General features: G+C 51.4%; 20 protein-coding genes and 1 riboswitch. Of the genes, 4 read left to right on the top strand and 16 right to left on the bottom strand.

Translation table 11 applies throughout. The annotated features are described in order from the left end of the window. Window positions 1–80: 80 nt before the first annotated feature. From rnc to EDM59_RS02660, 13 genes are all read right to left on the bottom strand, one after another. Window positions 81–767, bottom strand: a complete 687-nt coding sequence (gene rnc, locus EDM59_RS02720; protein ID WP_281274546.1) for a ribonuclease III — start codon at window positions 765–767, stop codon at window positions 81–83. A 54-nt stretch (window positions 768–821) separates the two neighbouring features. Next, window positions 822–2,063 carry a beta-ketoacyl-ACP synthase II gene (gene fabF / locus EDM59_RS02715; protein ID WP_092266614.1) on the bottom strand — a complete coding sequence of 414 codons (1,242 nt, stop codon included), beginning with the start codon at window positions 2,061–2,063 and terminating at the stop codon, window positions 822–824. Window positions 2,064–2,210: 147 nt separating this feature from the next. Next, complete coding sequence (acpP, locus tag EDM59_RS02710; protein ID WP_005834336.1) at window positions 2,211–2,444, bottom strand: acyl carrier protein; 234 nt, start codon at window positions 2,442–2,444, stop codon at window positions 2,211–2,213. Between the two features lie 115 nt (window positions 2,445–2,559). Next, on the bottom strand, window positions 2,560–3,300 hold the full coding sequence (gene fabG, locus EDM59_RS02705) for a 3-oxoacyl-[acyl-carrier-protein] reductase (RefSeq protein WP_092266613.1): 741 nt from the start codon (window positions 3,298–3,300) through the stop codon (window positions 2,560–2,562). Continuing rightward, window positions 3,300–4,244, bottom strand: a complete 945-nt coding sequence (fabD, locus tag EDM59_RS02700; protein ID WP_122922234.1) for an ACP S-malonyltransferase — start codon at window positions 4,242–4,244, stop codon at window positions 3,300–3,302. Before fabD ends, fabG begins: the two co-directional genes overlap by 1 nt. Beyond that, window positions 4,244–5,263, bottom strand: a complete 1,020-nt coding sequence (locus EDM59_RS02695; RefSeq protein ID WP_122923352.1) for a beta-ketoacyl-ACP synthase III — start codon at window positions 5,261–5,263, stop codon at window positions 4,244–4,246. The genes fabD and EDM59_RS02695 overlap by 1 nt, the downstream gene beginning before the upstream one ends. 5 nt (window positions 5,264–5,268) lie before the next feature. Continuing rightward, a complete protein-coding gene (gene plsX, locus EDM59_RS02690) occupies window positions 5,269–6,276 on the bottom strand; it encodes a phosphate acyltransferase PlsX (protein WP_122922233.1) in 1,008 nt (335 codons plus the stop codon). Between the two features lie 33 nt (window positions 6,277–6,309). Further along, a complete protein-coding gene (gene fapR, locus EDM59_RS02685) occupies window positions 6,310–6,882 on the bottom strand; it encodes a transcription factor FapR (protein WP_122922232.1) in 573 nt (190 codons plus the stop codon). A gap of 256 nt (window positions 6,883–7,138) precedes the next feature. After that, window positions 7,139–7,909 (bottom strand): DeoR/GlpR family DNA-binding transcription regulator, encoded by a 771-nt coding sequence (locus EDM59_RS02680; RefSeq protein WP_122922231.1) that lies wholly within the window; start codon window positions 7,907–7,909, stop codon window positions 7,139–7,141. A 184-nt stretch (window positions 7,910–8,093) separates the two neighbouring features. Beyond that, window positions 8,094–8,264 carry a 50S ribosomal protein L32 gene (gene rpmF / locus EDM59_RS02675; RefSeq protein ID WP_005834357.1) on the bottom strand — a complete coding sequence of 57 codons (171 nt, stop codon included), beginning with the start codon at window positions 8,262–8,264 and terminating at the stop codon, window positions 8,094–8,096. 143 nt (window positions 8,265–8,407) lie between these two features. After that, entirely contained in the window at window positions 8,408–8,929 is a 522-nt protein-coding gene (locus tag EDM59_RS02670; RefSeq protein WP_122922230.1) for a YceD family protein, read from the bottom strand. 83 nt (window positions 8,930–9,012) lie between these two features. Further along, window positions 9,013–10,080, bottom strand: coding sequence for a SepM family pheromone-processing serine protease (locus tag EDM59_RS02665; protein ID WP_122922229.1), 1,068 nt, complete (start codon window positions 10,078–10,080; stop codon window positions 9,013–9,015). Then, window positions 10,077–10,871 carry a patatin-like phospholipase family protein gene (locus tag EDM59_RS02660; RefSeq protein WP_122922228.1) on the bottom strand — a complete coding sequence of 265 codons (795 nt, stop codon included), beginning with the start codon at window positions 10,869–10,871 and terminating at the stop codon, window positions 10,077–10,079. Before EDM59_RS02660 ends, EDM59_RS02665 begins: the two co-directional genes overlap by 4 nt. 135 nt (window positions 10,872–11,006) lie before the next feature. On the opposite strand from EDM59_RS02660, the gene ylbJ reads away from it, so the two are divergent. Further along, complete coding sequence (ylbJ, locus tag EDM59_RS02655; protein WP_122922227.1) at window positions 11,007–12,236, top strand: sporulation integral membrane protein YlbJ; 1,230 nt, start codon at window positions 11,007–11,009, stop codon at window positions 12,234–12,236. 3 nt (window positions 12,237–12,239) lie between these two features. Here the strand turns inward: ylbJ and coaD are convergent, their stop codons facing one another. Together coaD and rsmD are read right to left on the bottom strand one after the other, a co-directional pair. Then, window positions 12,240–12,719: a pantetheine-phosphate adenylyltransferase gene (coaD, locus tag EDM59_RS02650; protein WP_122922226.1), complete on the bottom strand. Its 480-nt coding sequence runs from the start codon at window positions 12,717–12,719 to the stop codon at window positions 12,240–12,242. A gap of 6 nt (window positions 12,720–12,725) precedes the next feature. Next, window positions 12,726–13,334, bottom strand: a complete 609-nt coding sequence (gene rsmD, locus EDM59_RS02645; RefSeq protein WP_122922225.1) for a 16S rRNA (guanine(966)-N(2))-methyltransferase RsmD — start codon at window positions 13,332–13,334, stop codon at window positions 12,726–12,728. 436 nt (window positions 13,335–13,770) lie between these two features. Here rsmD and EDM59_RS30915 point away from each other — a divergent pair, with 436 nt between their 5' ends. Then, on the top strand, window positions 13,771–13,914 hold the full coding sequence (locus tag EDM59_RS30915; protein ID WP_183192784.1) for a hypothetical protein: 144 nt from the start codon (window positions 13,771–13,773) through the stop codon (window positions 13,912–13,914). Window positions 13,915–14,040: 126 nt separating this feature from the next. Next, a complete protein-coding gene (gene ku / locus EDM59_RS02640; RefSeq protein WP_122922224.1) occupies window positions 14,041–14,997 on the top strand; it encodes a non-homologous end joining protein Ku in 957 nt (318 codons plus the stop codon). A gap of 48 nt (window positions 14,998–15,045) precedes the next feature. On the opposite strand, the gene EDM59_RS02635 is transcribed toward ku, so the two are convergent. Beyond that, window positions 15,046–15,933, bottom strand: a complete 888-nt coding sequence (locus tag EDM59_RS02635; RefSeq protein ID WP_122922223.1) for a cation diffusion facilitator family transporter — start codon at window positions 15,931–15,933, stop codon at window positions 15,046–15,048. A gap of 254 nt (window positions 15,934–16,187) precedes the next feature. Next, window positions 16,188–16,299, top strand: a riboswitch (TPP riboswitch). Between the two features lie 151 nt (window positions 16,300–16,450). Here EDM59_RS02635 and thiC point away from each other — a divergent pair. Next, window positions 16,451–18,211, top strand: a complete 1,761-nt coding sequence (thiC, locus tag EDM59_RS02630; protein ID WP_122922222.1) for a phosphomethylpyrimidine synthase ThiC — start codon at window positions 16,451–16,453, stop codon at window positions 18,209–18,211. Window positions 18,212–18,231 lie beyond the last annotated feature (20 nt).

Raw genomic sequence — 18,231 nt, 5'->3', positions numbered from 1 at the left:
TTTCCCATTGTTTACAGGGGGGGAATAGAGAAAGCCGCACCACCCGATTCGAGTTGGTGCAGCCTTCTGTTCACAGCGTATTATTTATCTCCCAGCTTAACCAATGCACGTGCAGCAGCTTGCTGTTCCGCTTCCTTCTTGGAGCGTCCCGAGCCAACTCCCAACGAACGATTGTTTAACAGTACCTCTGATACAAACTCTCTGTTATGAGCCGGTCCTTTTTCTTCTACGATGCGATATTGGATGTCTCCCAGATTGTCTTGTTGAACAAATTCCTGCAACTGGCTCTTGAAGTCGGTTACCTGGGCAAACTCTCCCTTATCTACCCGAGGATAGACGTATTTCTCCATAAAGGTAAATACTGCATCCACGCCTTGATCCAAATAAAGGGCGCCAACAAATGCTTCAAATACGTCCGCTAGCAAGGCAGGTCGCTGACGTCCACCCGTCAACTCTTCCCCTTTTCCCAGCAGAACGAGATCGCCGAAATTCAGCAGTTCAGCAAACTTCACCAGAGACGGTTCACAGACAATGGCAGCACGAAGCTTTGTCATTTCCCCTTCACTCATCTTGGGGAACGTCTTGTATAAAAACTGGGAAACGGTCAGCTCGAGGACTGCATCTCCCAAAAACTCCAGCCGTTCATTGTCTTGTATCCGCTTTCCGCGTTGCTCGTTCACGTAGGAAGAATGGGTGAATGCCTGCCGCAGCACGCTCTCATCGTGAAAGCGTACGCCTATTCTCTCTTGCAGCTCTGCGAAACTCATCACCCTCACCACCATTCCAGGAGACTTCCTACTCATTCTATCAGTAGGACTCATTTATGCTTCGTATCGTTTCAAGACCACTGTCGCGTTGTGGCCACCGAACCCAAACGTGTTGGAAACTGCCACATTGACATTTGCTTTTCGTGCGTGATTTGGCACGTAATCCAGATCACATTCCGGATCCTGATTTTCCAGGTTGATGGTAGGCGGCAAAATCTGATCGCGCAGGGCAAACGCAGACGCGATCGCTTCGATCCCGCCAGTCGCGCCAAGCAAGTGACCCGTCATGGATTTGGTCGAGCTGACAGCCAGCTTGTAGGCATGCTCTCCAAATACGGCTTTGATCGCTTGCGTCTCCGCGATGTCGCCTTGGTCCGTGGACGTACCGTGCGCATTGATGTAATCGACTTCTGTCGGATCGATGCCTGCGTCCTTCAACGCATTCGTCATGCAACGGGCTGCGCCCTCACCACCAGGAGATGGGGATGTAATATGATGCGCGTCTGCACTCATGCCATACCCGATGACTTCAGCGAGGATCGTTGCTCCGCGCTTTTTCGCGTGCTCCAGCTCTTCGAGGATCACCACACCTGCGCCCTCGCCCATGACAAAACCATCACGGTCTACGTCAAACGGACGGCTTGCTTTTTGCGGCTCGTCGTTGCGGGTCGACATGGCTTTCGCCGAGCAAAAACCAGCAAACGCCATTGGACGTACGGTTGCTTCTGCTCCACCTGCAATCATCACATCGGCATGGTCAAACTGGATCAAGCGAAGTGCATCGCCAATCGCGTTCGTACCGGTCGCACACGCGGTAATGGCGCTAGAAGTTGGGCCTTTCGCACCGTATTGGATGGAAACGGCACCCGATGCCATGTTGGCAATCAACATAGGAATGAAGAAAGGACTTACGCGACGTGGACCTTTTTCCAGCAGTACGGAATGCTGCTCCTCCCACGTGGACAGACCCCCAATACCGGATCCGATGTATACACCCACTCGCTCTGCATTTTCAGCTGTGATCTCCAGCTTGGCATCTTCAATCGCCATTTTTGCAGCAGCTAATCCGAATTGAACGAATCGGTCTGTACGTCGAACTTCTTTTTTATCCATGTATAGCTCAGGGTTAAAATCTTTCACTTCCCCCGCGATTTGCGTTGGATAGTCAGAGGCGTCAAATGCAGTCAGGCGATCAATCCCTGATTTCCCTTCCAACAAACTGTTCCAGAAGGTCTGCGCATCGTTCCCCACTGGGGAGATGACTCCGACGCCAGTAATCACCACTCTTCGTTTCATTAACGATCACCTCTATATGAAAGTCAGCATTCTGCTACTATTTTACTTCAAGTGATGGTTTGTTCTTTCCACAAAACCGTTGCAGTTATGTACAGTTGGTAATGAAGGAGAAGTCCCGTACGCTTACGGGACTTCCAACTGATGGATCTACTTGTGAGATTCTATGTATTTAACAACCTCACCTACAGAAGTGATCTTTTCAGCATCTTCGTCAGAAATCTCTAAATCAAACTCATCTTCGAGTTCCATTACGAGTTCTACCACATCCAGGGAGTCAGCGCCCAGGTCTTCTTTGAAAGAAGCTTCCAAAGTAATCTTGGACTCATCTACACCCAGACGATCGACGATGATTTTCTTCACACGTTCCAATGTATCTGCCATCTTGCTTCACCCCCTCTCCCGTATTATAGTGGATGAGCTTCCAAAAAACCAGTTCAGAGATAACAGCTGCCATCTGCGATAAACCTCGTCTGAAAGTCACCCCAAATGCTTATGGCTACATGTACATACCGCCGTCTACATGAAGGGTTTGGCCCGTCATATAGTTGGCCGCATCGGATGCCAGGAACAGGACGACGGAAGCGATGTCGTCTGTCTGCCCCAATCTTCCCAAAGGAATCTGCCCCATCATGGATGCTTTCACGTCTTCAGAAAGGACAGAAGTCATTTCGGTATCGATAAAACCTGGTGCTACCGCATTCACTGTGATGCCGCGGGTAGCCAGCTCACGTGCAGCTGTCTTCGTCAAACCGATCACGCCTGCTTTTGCCGCGACGTAGTTTGCCTGACCAGGATTGCCGAGAACGCCCACGACGGAGGTGATGTTGATAATTTTACCGGAGCGCTGCTTCATCATGGGACGAGTAGCCGCTTTCAGGCAATTGAACACGCCCTTCAGGTTGGTGGCAATCACGTCGTCCCACTCGTCTTCCTTCATGCGCATCAAGAGATTGTCGCGTGTAATCCCCGCGTTGTTTACGAGAATATCAATCGCTCCGAAATGATCCAGAGCCGCTTTGAACATTTCATTGACTTCTTCTGTCTGCGAAACGTTAGCGCGTACCATGATGGCATCGCGGCCTTTTTCTTTGATCAAAGCGACCGTTTCTGCTGCAGCTGCCTCGCTGCCTGCGTAGTTTACTACCACATTGGCACCGGCTTCAGCCAGCTTCAACGCGATGGCACGACCAATCCCGCGAGATGCTCCTGTAACCAAAGCTGTTTTTCCTGCTAGCATCATAACCCTCCGTTCAAAAGCTCCGTCAACGATTCCATATCCTGCACGGAGATAATTTTCGTATCGGCTGGAGCAATCTTTTTCACCAAGCCTGCCAAAACTTTACCCGGTCCAATTTCCACAAAGGTCGTCACGCCTTGCTCTACCATCCACTGCACGGAGTCTTCCCACAGAACAGGAGCAGAAACCTGCTTCACGAGACTGTCTACGATCGACGCAGCTTCTGTTACTGGACGTGCAGATACATTGGCAACCACGGGAATTTTTGCATCGGCCACAGAGACCTCTGCTAGTACCGCGTGCAGTTTGTCAGCAGCTGGCTGCATCAGGCTGGAGTGGAAAGGACCACTCACGTTGAGCGGAAGAACGCGTTTGGCTCCCGCTTCTTTTGCTTTCTCGCCAGCAAGCTTGACACCCTCCGCAGAACCGGAGATCACGATCTGTCCCGCGCAGTTCATATTTGCCAGCTGTACGGGATGACCCGATGCCGTCACTTCTTCACATACAGCAGAAAGAGCAGCACGATCCATGTTCAGTACGGCAGACATGGCCCCCTGTCCAGCAGGAACGGCTTCCTCCATGAATTGACCGCGAGCGCGAACGGTTTTGACTGCATCCGAAAAGCGGAGCGCATTTGCCGCCACCAGCGCGGAGTATTCACCCAGGCTGTGACCTGCAACAAAGTCAGGCTGAAAATCGGGCTGCTTTTCCTGAAAAGCTGCCAAAACGGCAACGCTCATCGTCAAAATCGCCGGCTGTGTATTTGCCGTCAAACGCAGCTCCTCTTCCGGACCTTCAAAGCATAGCCCAGACAAGGAAAATCCGAGTGCCTCATCTGCTTGCTGAAAAACGCTGCGAGCTGCTTCCGATTGTTCAGACAGTGCCTGGCCCATGCCTACGAACTGCGAGCCTTGCCCCGGAAAAACAAACGCTACCTTCCCCATTACTTCTCGCTCCCTTCAGCAGGGGTTGTGGACCATTTCAACAAGGTTGCTCCCCATGTCAAACCGCCACCAAACCCAACCAGAACCAAGTGGTCGCCTTCTTTTACGCGACCTGTTTGAACTGCTTCATCCAAAGCAACTGGAATAGAAGCCGAAGACATGTTTCCGAAGCGATCCAGGTTGATGACTACTTTATCCTCACTCAAGCCGAAGCGCTGTACTGCAGAGTCAATGATGCGTTTGTTGGCTTGATGCGGCACCAACAGATCGATGTCGTCCTTCGTCAAGCCTGCTTTCGTCAAGACAGCCTCTGTCGCAGAATTCATGACACGCACAGCAAATTTGAATACCTCTCCACCCGCCATCGACAAGTAGTGCAGGTTGTTTTCAACGGATTCACTGGAGGCAGGAATACGAGATCCGCCAGCTGGCTGGCAAAGCAGTGGGCCTCCCGATCCATCAGCACCAAGCTCAAAGGATTGGAAGCCATAGCCGTCTTGTACTTCCCCGATTACAGCTGCGCCCGCCCCGTCTCCGAAGAGCACGCAGGTATTGCGGTCTTTGTAGTTCGTAATTTTGGAAAGGCTCTCGACACCCACAACGAGAACGTATTTATAAAGTCCATTGGAGATAAACTGGGTCGCTGTCGTAACGCCGTACAAAAAGCCTGTGCAAGCTGCGGACAAATCCATCGCTGCCGCACGTTTCGCACCCAGCTTTTCTTGCAAAATGCACGCAGTCGAAGGGAACATCGTGTCCGGAGTTACCGTTGCCACGATAATCAGGTCCAGCTGTTCCGGGCTTAGCTTCGCTCTTTCCAATGCCTTCTTCGCTGCTTCATAGGCAAGGTCGGAAGAAGCTTGATCTGCAGAGCTGATGCGGCGTTCGCGAATACCGGTGCGAGAGACGATCCATTCGTCTGACGTATCCACCATTTTTTCCAGATCAAAGTTGGACAACACCCGATCAGGGGTGTATGAACCTGTTGCCAAAATACCTACTGAACGTTTGCCATTCATCTGCCTCACTCGCTTTCTCCCGTCATATTTTTCTGTAGTTCCTTCTGAATAATTTCGTTTACATCTTGCTTGACGAAGGTAGCTGCACTAGCGATTGCATTCTTCACGGCTTTGGCATCCGAGGAACCGTGAGCCTTGATCACAGGGCTGCGCAAACCGAGCAGCGGTGCTCCTCCGTATTCCGCATAATCCATCCGTTTCCGAAAGCGCATCAATCCTGGCTTCAGAATTGCCGCACCTACCTTATTAATCAGGCTGGAAGTAAACTCCTGCTTGAGCTGTGAAAAGATTGTAGCAGCCGCTCCCTCGACAGCTTTCAGCAAAACGTTCCCTACAAATCCATCGCAGACAAGGACATCGCACGCCCCTTCCAGGACATCGCGAGCCTCCACATTCCCTACAAAGTTCAAGTCGGCATCGGTCAGCAGAGGGAAGACGGCTTTTGTCAGTTCATTTCCTTTGCCTTCTTCGGTCCCTACGTTGAGCAAGCCAACGGTCGGTTTTTCAAAGCCTAGAACGCGCTCCGCGTACAAGCTCCCCATCACTGCGTATTGCAGCAAATGATGAGGTTTTGCGTCCATGTTGGCTCCTACGTCCAGCGTAAGAGTGACACGGCCTTTGATATTCGGAATAAAAGTAGCAAGAGCTGGACGCTCGATTCCTTCCATGCGACCTGCATACAAAAGTCCGGCCGTCATAAGTGCGCCCGTATTACCTGCTGAGATTGCAGCGTCGACCAGATTTTCACGAGCCATCTGCACTGCCACGACAAGGGAAGAGTTTTTCTTCCTGCGTACGGCCTTTACCGGCTCATCATCTGGATCGATCACTTCCGTAGTTGGTACAATCTCTATGTTTGCCGGTATTTCTCCCGACAGCTGGCTCCGAATGCCTTGTTCATCCCCCACCAATACAATCGTTAGAGATGGGTTTTCCTTGACGGCAGCCAATGCTCCCTGCACCGTACTGCGCGGTGCGTTGTCGCCGCCCATCGCATCCACTGCAATTCGCAACCGTGACTCCTCCTTAGTTCTCAACCATAACGTTTACATGATCGCTGACATTCCAACTACGCGAAACGTTGCCGTGAAGACCAGCTCTCCTTGAACTTTCGTCTCCACACGCACTTTGCACTCATCGCCGTTGCGACTGCGCACCTGTGCCTTGGCAACCAGCTTCTCCCCCGCCCGCACAGGACGTACGAAGCGAATCCTCGCCGTTGCTGTCAGCGCCACATCCGCATTGATCACTGCCACTGCCAATGAGTTGGCTTGGGCAAATATGTAGTGTCCACGGGCTATTTGCGTCCGTGAAAAAACATGCTCTTCCTTGATCTCCAAAACAGAAATAGCCTGGGAATCAAGCTGCAAGTCGATAATTTCTCCGATGACTTCCTCGATCCCAAGTGACTTCACCGGGTCCAAGCTTTTTTCAGCCACTGATTTGATGCGTTCTCGCAGCTCGGGTATGCCTAGCTCCAAACGATCTAAGCGTATTGTTTGAATACTGACGTGAAATAACTCTGCCAGATCCTCATCTGTCGCAAAAGGATTATCTTGCAAGGACTGCACCAAACGAGTCTGGCGATCTTTTTTCGGCAAGCGGGCGATGCTCGACACCCCCCCAGCAATTTTCAAATCCACGACACATAATTGCGATCAGTTTTTAATACCTGGTACCAAACAAAGTATACGGGAGGTTTCCTCGAATTACAAGCAAAGATGACGAAAATGGCCCCATGGTCGTAAGCGGCAAGTACCTTAACCTTTCCAGAAAAATAGAGAAAGCCCTTCTTTTTCGAAGGGCTTTCCTGATAAATCCACTCGCTGTCACGCTGACCAAACCCATCACGCCAGTCGAGTGAAGTTTACCCGCTTATTCTTGTGTGTCCTCTGCTAGGAGCAGCTCTACTTCATGCTGAGCCAACGCTTCTGCCATCTCCGCATTCGGCTTTTGGTCCGTCACGATGATGTCCAGCTGATGTAGCCCCGCTACTCGGTACAGCATGGATTTGCCAAATTTCGAATGATCGGCTAGCACGATAATCTGGTCTGCCCGTTTCATCATTTCCCTGATCAAATGCCCGGACTCTTCTGAAGGGGAAACCAGGCCATTCGGAGAGATTCCGCATGCGCCAATCAGGAGCTTATCGACATGGTAATCAGCTAAATTTTCAATCGTCCGCGAGCCATACGCATACTGGTCTTCTGGATGGACATCGCCTCCGAGCAGCTTTACCTGTATACCGGCCTTTCCTGCGAAGCCAGCCGCGGCTGCGAGTGAGCTCGTAATGATGACGTGATCAGTGGTTTTCCAATAGTCCATTGTCAGCAAAACAGTCGTAGACGCATCCAGCATCAAGAAGTCGCCGTCCTTGATCAGCTCTGCTGCACGTTCCGCAATTCGCCGCTTTCCCGTCAGATCGAGCTGCATGCGTTCTTGATACGAGTAGCTTTTCTTGCTGAGGGTTGGCAAAATGGCTCCGCCTCGCGTACGAAGAATTTCCCCTTGCTCCTCGAGCTTCACGATATCTCGCCTCGCGGTATCCCGGGATACTCCGAACTGCTCCACAACATCCTGGACGCTGATCCGCTGATGGTCTTGTAAATACTGCAGGATGGCTGCCAGCCGCTCCTCTTGATACATCCACATTTCACTCCATCCATGTGCGAAGGTCTTCCTTCGACTTCATTTTAAGTGATTCCGGGTATATACGCAAGTCAATTTAAGTATTTATAAGTAAACATAAGTATTCAAAGTGAATGTAACCTTCGTTTTTGCGCATAAAAAAAGCAAGGTGATTTCTCACCTTGCTTTTGAGCAGCGGATCTTACTTCGCTACTTTCACACCTTTGTAGTGACCGCAGCTTGGGCAAACGCGATGCGCAAGCTTGTATTCGCTGCAATTATCGCATTTGATCATGCCTGGAATCTCTAATTTGAAGTGCGTACGACGCATTCTTTTACGGGTTTTGGAAGTTCTCCGTTGAGGTACTGCCATCTTCCTTACACCTCCTTCAACTGACAAATGCTAAGAAGCTCTATTTGGGTGGACAGTATAGGCAAGATGCTTATGCTATCCTTCAAAAATGAGACGTTCCAATCGAATGGATTGGCGTCCCATCTTGAAAACAATAGGAACGACTACTTGTTGCTGTCCTTGAACAAATCAGCGAGCCCTGCGAGTCGCGGGTCGATCCGTTCGTTCTTGCAGCTGCAGGCTACCTCGTTGCGATTGACACCGCACGACGGGCAAAGCCCTTTGCAATCTTCCTCACAAAGTGGGAAGGTCGGCATGGCGAGTAGAAAATCCTCTTGGAGGAGCGCGTCCAACTCGATTTCATCGCCTTCCAAGGGAAGAATGTCACTATCCTCATCCTCCTGAAGAATGGGATCATCTTCAGGTGCAAAGGTTTCGGAAAATGTCACTTTCGCATGGTGTGTAAAAGGAGTGAGACAGCGGGCACAAACAAAATCCACGTCTGCTTTCAAATCACCTTTTACGTAATAGAGATTGCCCAGCTGAACAGCTTCGCCCTTTGCTTCCACCGGAGAGATTCCTCTGATTTCGTCATGGCGATTTTTCAGCTCTGTCGCATCCAGCGTCAACTGAAACGGCAACGGCTCTCCTTTTCGATGCTCTAACTCTGTCAACTTAATATTCATAGCTTTCACCTCATGCACAACAAGGATGATTATAGACCCTGCCCAAAGCTTTGTCAACCATTTTCCCTTGACAGCTTTGTTCGTCAGGAAGGTTTCTTCGGCTGCTCATTTAGGTAAGCAACCGCGTCATTTACAGTCTTAACCGGCACGATTCGCATTTTGGTCCCAATGCGTTTGGCTGTTGCCAAAGCCTCTTCGTAATTCGAATCGGCGCCTGGCGTGTCCTGTGGGGCGAAAAAGATGTCTGCGCCTGCCTTGTCCGCCGCGACAACCTTGTGATTGATCCCGCCTATCCTGCCTACCGTGCCGTCCAAAGCAATCGTACCCGTTCCGGCAATCTTGTAGCCTTTCGTCATGTCGGCATCGGTCTTCAGCTGGTCGTAAATCTCCAGCGTCATCATCAATCCAGCAGATGGACCACCGATCCCTTGAGACGCAATGTTGACCTTTTTCGGGATCACGATATTTTGTTTGTTGTCCGGACGAACGCCGATTCCCACCGATTTTGATTCAGGCAGTGTTACCAAGGTTAACATCGTTTTGGCTTCTTGTCCATCTCTTACATAAGCAAGTAAGACCGTATCTCCAGCTTTCTTTTTAGAAAGGATCTGGAGCAGGTCTTTGGCCTCTGGAGTCGGCACACCATCTACGGAGGTGATCACATCGCCGATTTTCAGTTCCTTTTTCGCTGGGTATCCATCGATGGTGCCCATAACCCAGACGCCCTGCTTTTCCACTTTGACATCATAGCCCGCCAATTTGAATGCAACGGCTTCCGCCAGCTTTTGCGAATTGTCCATGACGGCCTGCTCGCGCTTGACGAAATCCTCGTTGCTCTCTCCCTGACTGACCACAAGTTCCTTTTGCATCAGCTCCGCATCCGGGGAAACCTGTGCGTATACGTACCAAGCGAGATTGGCTTCTCCCATGCGTACGGTGGTTAACATGAACGTGCCCGTTTCATCTTTCTTGCCGCCTTCTACCTCAATCATCGGCGCCAGGTCAATGGCTGATCCAGGGCGCGTGATGTAATAATTTGTTGGGACAAAAAAAGAGAGGCCCAGCGCAACTGAAGCCAGAGCAAGTACCCAGCTGAAGCCCTTAGTACCCTTTGCCCTTCTCTGATTGGAGATAAGCCGATCCTCACTCATTCTACTGCCTCCCAATTCTCGATCATTTCCTGAATGCGCTGAACGTGTTCGCGTCCCGCTTGTTCACCCAGCTCAATAATTTCTTCAACGCCCGTATAGGCAATACTGCTATAGTGTCCAACATCCGGTCGGATTACGAGATCAGCTGCCAGAATCCTGTGCCGGAGGATTTCCCGCTCCATGACGTCAATCGTCTGTGCGATTACATCAAAAATCGTAGAAACTTTCATCGGGGTGTCCACTTGCGCTACGTCCACAGCAATGACGATATCTGCCCCCATCTCCTTGATGACAGTAACCGGCACGCGGTCGATCACGCCGCCATCCACGAGCAGCCGATTTCCTACTCTCTCCGGGACAAAAATACCCGGTATGGAAATGCTCGCCCGCACTGCCTGGTCAATAGGTCCCTCGCGGAAAACGACGCGCTCCCCCGATTCAATATCCGTGGCCACAATGGCAAGCGGCTTGTTCAATTCCTCGATTCGCTTTCCGTGGGTAAGCAAGCGAATCAGCTGTTTGATCTTTTCTCCAGATACAAAGCCGAGACTCGGAACGGTTAAGTCAAGCCAATGCTTGCGCTTTAAATTCAAAGCAAGCTTTCCCATCATATGAGGCTCGATCCCATTCGCATACACGGCTGCGATCAAGCTGCCCATGCTGCTTCCCGCAAGCATATCGACATGGATTCCATGACTCTCCAATGCTTTGAGCACACCGATATGAGCAAACCCGCGCGCTCCTCCTGACCCCAAAGCTACACCGATTACCGGTTTACGTTTCGCTGCCATGATCACATTCCCCCTGTAGAAAGCGTATGTGGGGAGTCACAGGTCCAATCACACTCGAAGTCGGATGTCCGAGCATAGTTTGTCAGTTCGTGACGTAGACATGTACTATTCTTGTATTCGGCTCAGGAGGAATCCATGTCACGCCACTCTCCGATTCTCACCCTGTTGTTCGCCCTATCGACGATTGCCCTCGTGCTCACGCTGGTTGCCTATTCGCAAATCTCTTTTGAGGCTGCTGTCCGCGGCTTGAAGATATGGTGGGAAGTGGTCTTCCCCTCTACCCTGCCATTCATTGTCCTCTCGGAGATTTTAATGGGTCTCGGTGTCGTACATTTTGTCGGGGTCTTGCTGGAGCCTTTGATGCGCCCACTGTTTAACGTACCCGGCACTGGTGGATTCGTGCTTGCCATGGGGTTCTCCTCTGGCTATCCCGTCGCGGCCAAACTAACCACTCGTTTACGTCAGCAAGGGAGCTTGACCCAAGCGGAAGGAGAGAGACTCGTATCCTTTACCACCACTGGCGACCCCCTCTTCGTCATGGGTGCTGTAGCCATCGGGTTCTTTCACAGTGAGCAAATGGGGCTGATTCTCGCCTTCACCCATTACGTGTCGGCACTTATCATGGGACTGTTCTACCGCTTTCACGCACCCTTTGCCACAGTCAGCAAGCCATTGGAAAAGACCAATCTGCCTCTCCCTCTTCGCGCCCTGCAAGCCATGCATCGGGCACGCGTACGAGATGCGCGTCCATTCGGAAAGCTGATGGGTGACGCCGTCCAATCTGCGTTGAACACGCTGTTTATGATCGGCGGTTTCATCATTGTCTTTTCGGTTTTGATCCAGCTTTTTTCAGCCATTCACCTGACACAAGTGATCAGCACACTACTCTCTGTCTTCCTCGGGCCATTCGGCTTTCCCCCTGCCTTCTCTCATGCAATCGTAGCCGGATTGTTCGAGGTGACATTGGGCGCCCAGGCAGCCAGCGTCGTCCCCGAAGGCGTCTCCATGGTCTGGAAGGCAGCCATCGCAAGCGCTGTTCTGTCCTGGGGCGGCCTGAGTGTACATGCGCAGGTAGCCAGCATTTTAAGCGAAACGGATATTCGAGTTGCTCCTTATTTGCTTGCACGCTCGCTCCATGCCCTGCTGGCTGCTATCCTGACCTTTATCGTCTGGGAGCCACTCAGCACCAGCGCTTGGTTTGCGGATAAGAGCCTTCCCGTCTTTCTTCCCACTTCATCCGGGATCCCGGTATTTAGCTGGTGGGAGACATTCTGGCACTCTGGCCTGCTCGCTTTAGGAGTCGGCGCTTTCTTGCTCTTTGTCAGCGGGTTGGTTCGCCAGCTGCGAAGCGGTCGAGCCCGGTAAGCCTTAGCCGTTCATCTTGGCCAGCAAAGCCTGCTCGACAAGCGGAGGAACCAAGTCTTTCACGCTGGCCTTATAGCTCGCTACCTCTTTTACAATACTGGAGCTCAGATACGAATATTGATGGCTGGTCATCATGAAAAACGTCTCCACATTTTCGTTCAGCTTTTTATTCATGGAAGCGACCTGCATTTCGTATTCAAAATCAGAGACAGCGCGCAATCCCCGGATAATCACCTGGGCGTTGCGCTTTTTCATGTAATCGATCAACAGCCCGTCGAACGAGTCCACTTCGACATTGTCCATCTCTGCCGTCACTTGGCGCAATAGATCCACCCGTTCCTCCACACTGAACAGGGACTTTTTCTTTGCGTTGATCAGTACCGCCACAATCACCTTGTCAAAAACCTTTGCCCCACGTGTAATTATATCGAGATGCCCATAGGTAACAGGATCAAAACTTCCGGAACAAACGGCAATGTTCATAGTCCATCATCCTTCCTCAAACTTCGTTGCTTCCTCTACGGGATCATCGGTTTCACTGCGATCACCCTCGTAATAATACAAGGTGACTGCCGTCTCTCCATAGGTAGAGGCACGATCCAAAACACATGCGCCAATCTCTTCCGGAAGCTCGACTCCGATGTCATGCTCAGCAACAATCCAGGCTCCGTCAGCCAAAAGTCCAAGCTCTTGAAACAAGCGAATTTCCTCTGCGATTTTCTGGTGAGCGTACGGAGGATCAAGAAACACCAAATCGAACGCTTTCTTGCGTGCTGCCAGCGTACGGATGGCTCTATCTGCATCGATACGATACAGCTCGGCTTGTCCTTCCAGCCTGCACGTTGCGAGGTTCTGTTTCACAACAGCAAAGGCTTTGGAATCCCTCTCCACAAAAACGGCACGCTCCATGCCCCTGCTCAATGCCTCAATCCCAAGTCCGCCCGTTCCTGCGTAAAGGTCCAATGCCCAGCCTCCATCGAAATAAGGGCCAATCATGTTAAAAATGGATTCTTTTACTTTGTCCGTTGTAGGGCGGGTCCCTTTTCCGGGAACTGCCGCGAGCCTACGTCCTTTGTGTTCACCTGCGATGACGCGCATTTTTTTCACCTGTCAGTCCATGAATGATGTAGATTACTTGTGCTTTTCTCAAGAATGATTTCATACTAACACAACTCAAAGAACGCGTAAAATTGCAAGTGGTAAATTTATGCTTACTTGGATGTATACCCTGCAAACATTTGGGAAAAGCTTATGGATAGCGACGCAACGTTGTCGCTGACAACCGCGGAGAAGACTTACGTTTCCCCATAAGCTCTTCCTCCGGTTTCTCCTCTCCCATAATTGAAAGGCGGTTCACTTTGGCGCACGGCGTGTCTGATAGGAGCATTCCGTGCCATCTCTCCCCATGCGGGAGGAGTTGAACAGCTGCCTCGTCGCCTCGTGGTGATGGGGTATTTTTTTTGCTTTCGGACAAAATACTCCTTAGGATGTACCGCCATCCAACGAACCTTTCCGCGTAAGGGAGTGAGCTATCTTGGCAGAAAAGCAACCATCCAAGCAAAAGCTGAAAGCATCCGAGGCCCAATCCATTGCAGATCGTACTGGGGCAGGCGTGGAACAAGCGAGGCAAATGCAATCCGCTGCTGATCAATCGGATATTATCAAGCATGGACAATAGTCCCGTAATTGGCATAAGCCAGCTGCTCTCCGCTGGCTTTTCGTATGCGCGAATGACTGCATTTCCCTCTGCTCACTGCTGCACGTTAGCAAATACTATTCTTATGGCGCAGACTGGAGGAATGCTATGCATACCGTTTGGAAAGGATCCATCAGCTTTGGCTTGGTAAACATACCTGTCCGCATGTTCACGGCAACCGAAGAGCGTGACATTCGCTTTCGGCAGCTGCATAAGGATTGCAACACCCCCATCAAATACGCCAAGATGTGTCCCCACTGCGAACGGGAAATCGAACCGAGCGAGATTGTTCGGGGCTATGAATACGAGAAGGGTCACTTTGTCATTATCGATGACGCTGACCTGGAAGCCATCACGCCCGAAACACGCCGTGCCATTGAAATTCTCGATTTCGTCGACTTAACGGAGATCGACCCCATTTACTTTGATAAAAGCTACTTCCTGTCCCCGCAAGAGACGGGTGACAAAGCTTACGCCCTACTCCGTGCAGCGATGGAGCAAACGGGCAAGATCGCCATCGCGCAAGTCACCATGCGCAACCGTCAAAGCCTGGCGGTCATCCGGCTGTACGAGCATTGCATCATGCTGGAGACGATATATTACCCCGATGAGGTGCGACCTGTCCATCAAGTCCCTGCCCTTCCCGATACGGGTATCGCTCTAGCTGAGAATGAATTAAAAATGGCAACTGAGCTGATTAACAACATGAGCGTTCCCTTTGATCCGAGCAAGTACACCGATGAATATCGATCCGAGCTGCAAGCGATGATCGAGAAAAAGCTCGAGGGACAGGAAATCGCGACCTCACCGGCCGTTCCTCGCACGAATGTCATCGACTTGATGCAGGCTCTAAAGGAAAGCCTCGAGGTTACCGCCAGCAATGGAGGAGGCCCCATTAAACTGGAGGCTGAGCCCACACCGGAAAAAGCGCAGCAAAAAACCGGGCGGAAACGAACAGCGACGAACACCAGGGAAGCCGCCACACCAATCAAACAGGCAGCCGGAGAAAGCCCAGCCCCTGGTTCGACTACGAAGACGTTGCGTCGGAAAAAAACGACGGTATGACTGCCATCTGCACAAAAAAACCTGTCCTCCTACGGACAGGTTTTTTGGCTATCTCTGTACGAGCTTTTGCTGCACGATCGGCTCAATGTGGATGTGAACGGTATTGATCTTGTGGACCTTTTTCATACGCTCCTCGATCTTCTCCGTAATGGAATGGCTCTCTACGACATTCAAGTCCGGATCGACGTGGATCACGACATCGACAAGCACACTGCTTCCCAAGTAACGGGCCTTAATGTCCCCGACGTCTTCAACCCCGGTAATCCCGGAGATTGTCTCGCGCAGTTGTTCCAGCAGATCCTGATCGAAGCCGTCCGTCAACCGGTGTGTACAGTCCCGGAAGATGTCCCAAGCCGTTTTCAGGATGATCAGCCCAACAACAAACGCCGCCAAAGGATCCAGCCAGTTCAGATGAAATTGGGCACCTGCTACACCGACGAATGTCCCAATGCTGACCAACGCGTCCGAGCGATTATCGGCGGCGGCCGCCATCAGCGCCTGGCTGTTCGTTCTCTCAGCCAATGACCGGTTGTAACGATAAACACCAAACATAATGACCGCTGTGAAAAGAGCTGTCCAGCCCGCCAGCATGCTAGGAGCGGAGTGATTCGGGTCGAGGAAGGTGGGAACCGCGTCCGTAACCACCTGGATCCCAACGAATAGCATAATAAATGATGCGACAAGTGCGGAAATCGTCTCTGCCCGGAAATGGCCATAGGGATGATCCTGGTCAGGTGGTTTGCGGGCAATTTTCAAGCCAATCAGTACCGCAATGGATGCCACGACATCGGTTGAGTTGTTCAACCCGTCAGCCATCAAAGCTTCGGAGCTAGCCATGACCGCAATCGCTATCTTTAAAACGGAGCAAAAAATATAGGCAAAAATACTGACCCACGCCCCGCGTTCCCCTTGTTTAATATTCGAATACACATCCACACGCCATCACCTCTAAAATCTCTGTTGTCGACTACATCGGATAGGAATAAGAAGAACAAGTACACTTGCTAGCTTTTTCCGAACTTCATCGTATCAGACGCACTTCGTGTGGGTCTACAGAAACAGTTTTAGTCCGAGTCACGACTATAGGGAGGGGGAAAATGTGTTGCGCAGCCGCAATCTTTTTTTCCCTGTTCACACTTGCGCAAGCATCCAAAAACAGGTATGCTGTCCTTGCAACCAAAAACCAAAATGAATAACAGCACGGGAGCTTGGGAGTTACCAGGCTGAGAGGATGGCTATTGTGCCATCGACCGTTGAACCTGAACTGGGTAATGCCAGCGGAGGAATTGTCATAAACGACACGATCAGATATCGTGTATCTTTAGGATACCCGTATCTTTTCTTCTCTCGCGTCTGGCGTCGCATGCACTCATGCGGCGCTTTTTCGTGGCGCAGGGATTCTTTCCGCCTCCCGGGTTCGCGCTGTTTGCAACCATGACAAGGAGGTTTTATTATGTCCAGAACCAGCAAATCCCCCTTCTCCATCTCCCCCGTATCCGCTTTTCCTGGAAGCCGCAAAATGTATTTGCAAGGCAGCACCCCTGACATTCTCGTTCCCATGAGGGAGATTTCCCAGCATCCCACAAAAGGGATCCACACAGAAACTCCCAATCCGCCCATCCCTGTCTATGACACCAGTGGTCCTTACACAGCTGATGATTATATTCCGGACATCCAAAAAGGACTCCCGCCGATCCGTGCCGCTTGGGTTCAATCCCGCCAGGATACGGAAGCTTATCAGGGACGTCCTCTGCCGCTATTGGACGACAGCTACAATCACGACAGCTCCCCCCGGGAGAAACAGCTGCCCCTGCGTGCTCGTCCGGGCCGTGTCGTCACACAGCTTCGATACGCGAAGGAAGGGATTGTAACACCCGAAATGGAGTTCGTGGCCCTTCGTGAAGGAGTCGATCCCGAGTTTGTCCGAGAAGAGATTGCCCACGGTCGTGCCATTCTTCCCGTCAACATCAATCACCCTGAAAGTGAACCCATGATCATCGGCCGCAGCTTTCATGTGAAGGTGAATGCAAACATCGGCACCTCCGCAGTCACTTCTTCCATCGGAGAGGAAGTGGAAAAAATGATTTGGGCAGTTCGCTGGGGTGCTGATACGATCATGGATCTGTCAACCGGCTCTCACATTCATACGACCCGTGAATGGATCATCCGCAACTGCCCGGTGCCAGTCGGCACGGTTCCGATCTATCAGGCACTGGAGAAGGTAAAGGGAAAGGCGGAGGATCTTACCTGGGAGATCTATCGGGATACCTTGATCGAACAGGCCGAGCAAGGGGTGGACTACTTTACGATCCACGCCGGGGCGCTGCTGCGCTATATCCCTCTTACTGCCAAGCGTGTAACCGGCATCGTTTCTCGAGGGGGCTCCATCCTCGCTGCCTGGTGCCTCGCTCACCATGAAGAGAATTTCCTCTATACGCACTTTGAAGAAATTTGCGAGATCTTGCAGGCATACGATATCGCTGTGTCCTTAGGAGACGGGCTGCGCCCAGGCTCCATCGCCGACGCGAATGACGAGGCGCAGTTTGCAGAGCTGGAAACCTTAGGAGAGCTGACTCGAATCGCATGGAAATACGATGTTCAAGTGATGATTGAAGGCCCCGGCCACGTCCCTATGCATCAAATCAAGGAGAACATGGAAAAGCAGCTGACGCTATGCCACGAAGCTCCCTTCTACACATTAGGGCCTTTGACGACAGATATAGCACCTGGCTATGACCACATCACATCAGCTATCGGCGCTGCCATGATCGGTTGGTTTGGTACAGCCATGCTGTGCTACGTCACCCCGAAAGAACATCTGGGGCTGCCAAACAAGGAGGACGTGCGAAACGGGCTGATCGCGTACAAAATCGCCGCCCACGCTGCTGATCTGGCGAAGGGACATCCGCGAGCCAAAGAGCGAGATGACGCCTTGTCCAAGGCCCGCTTTGAATTTCGCTGGGTCGATCAGTTCAACCTCTCTCTCGACCCTGAGCGTGCCAGGGAGTACCATGATGAGACGCTTCCCTTTGAGGGGGCGAAATCTGCTCATTTTTGCTCAATGTGCGGTCCCAAATTTTGCAGCATGAAAATTACGCAGGACATCCGGGCCTATGCGCAAGAAAAGCAACTGAAGGAGGAAAACGCACTGGAAATCGGGATGAAGGAAAAAGCCGAGCAGTTTCGCTCCCAAGGAAATCGGCTGTACACCTAGCACCCAAAAAGGAGGTACGT

The sequence above is a fragment of the Brevibacillus nitrificans genome (genome assembly GCF_003710965.1).
Lineage (GTDB): Bacteria > Bacillota > Bacilli > Brevibacillales > Brevibacillaceae > Brevibacillus > Brevibacillus centrosporus.
The sequence above is the reverse complement of the archived record's forward strand: the minus strand, read 5'-3'. Positions and strand labels throughout refer to the sequence as shown.

Coding starts and splice junctions, on each gene's coding strand:
- ku (WP_122922224.1), top strand. CDS start 14,041: ATGCATACCGTTTGGAAAGGATCCATCAGCTTTGGCTTGGTAAACATA.
- EDM59_RS02665 (WP_122922229.1), bottom strand. CDS start 10,080: ATGAGTGAGGATCGGCTTATCTCCAATCAGAGAAGGGCAAAGGGTACT.
- ylbJ (WP_122922227.1), top strand. CDS start 11,007: ATGTCACGCCACTCTCCGATTCTCACCCTGTTGTTCGCCCTATCGACG.
- fabD (WP_122922234.1), bottom strand. CDS start 4,244: ATGGGGAAGGTAGCGTTTGTTTTTCCGGGGCAAGGCTCGCAGTTCGTA.
- thiC (WP_122922222.1), top strand. CDS start 16,451: ATGTCCAGAACCAGCAAATCCCCCTTCTCCATCTCCCCCGTATCCGCT.
- EDM59_RS02680 (WP_122922231.1), bottom strand. CDS start 7,909: ATGTATCAAGAGGAGCGGCTGGCAGCCATCCTGCAGTATTTACAAGAC.
- rpmF (WP_005834357.1), bottom strand. CDS start 8,264: ATGGCAGTACCTCAACGGAGAACTTCCAAAACCCGTAAAAGAATGCGT.
- rsmD (WP_122922225.1), bottom strand. CDS start 13,334: ATGCGCGTCATCGCAGGTGAACACAAAGGACGTAGGCTCGCGGCAGTT.
- fabF (WP_092266614.1), bottom strand. CDS start 2,063: ATGAAACGAAGAGTGGTGATTACTGGCGTCGGAGTCATCTCCCCAGTG.
- fabG (WP_092266613.1), bottom strand. CDS start 3,300: ATGCTAGCAGGAAAAACAGCTTTGGTTACAGGAGCATCTCGCGGGATT.
- EDM59_RS02670 (WP_122922230.1), bottom strand. CDS start 8,929: ATGAATATTAAGTTGACAGAGTTAGAGCATCGAAAAGGAGAGCCGTTG.
- EDM59_RS02695 (WP_122923352.1), bottom strand. CDS start 5,263: ATGAATGGCAAACGTTCAGTAGGTATTTTGGCAACAGGTTCATACACC.
- coaD (WP_122922226.1), bottom strand. CDS start 12,719: ATGAACATTGCCGTTTGTTCCGGAAGTTTTGATCCTGTTACCTATGGG.
- acpP (WP_005834336.1), bottom strand. CDS start 2,444: ATGGCAGATACATTGGAACGTGTGAAGAAAATCATCGTCGATCGTCTG.
- rnc (WP_281274546.1), bottom strand. CDS start 767: ATGAGTTTCGCAGAGCTGCAAGAGAGAATAGGCGTACGCTTTCACGAT.
- EDM59_RS02660 (WP_122922228.1), bottom strand. CDS start 10,871: ATGGCAGCGAAACGTAAACCGGTAATCGGTGTAGCTTTGGGGTCAGGA.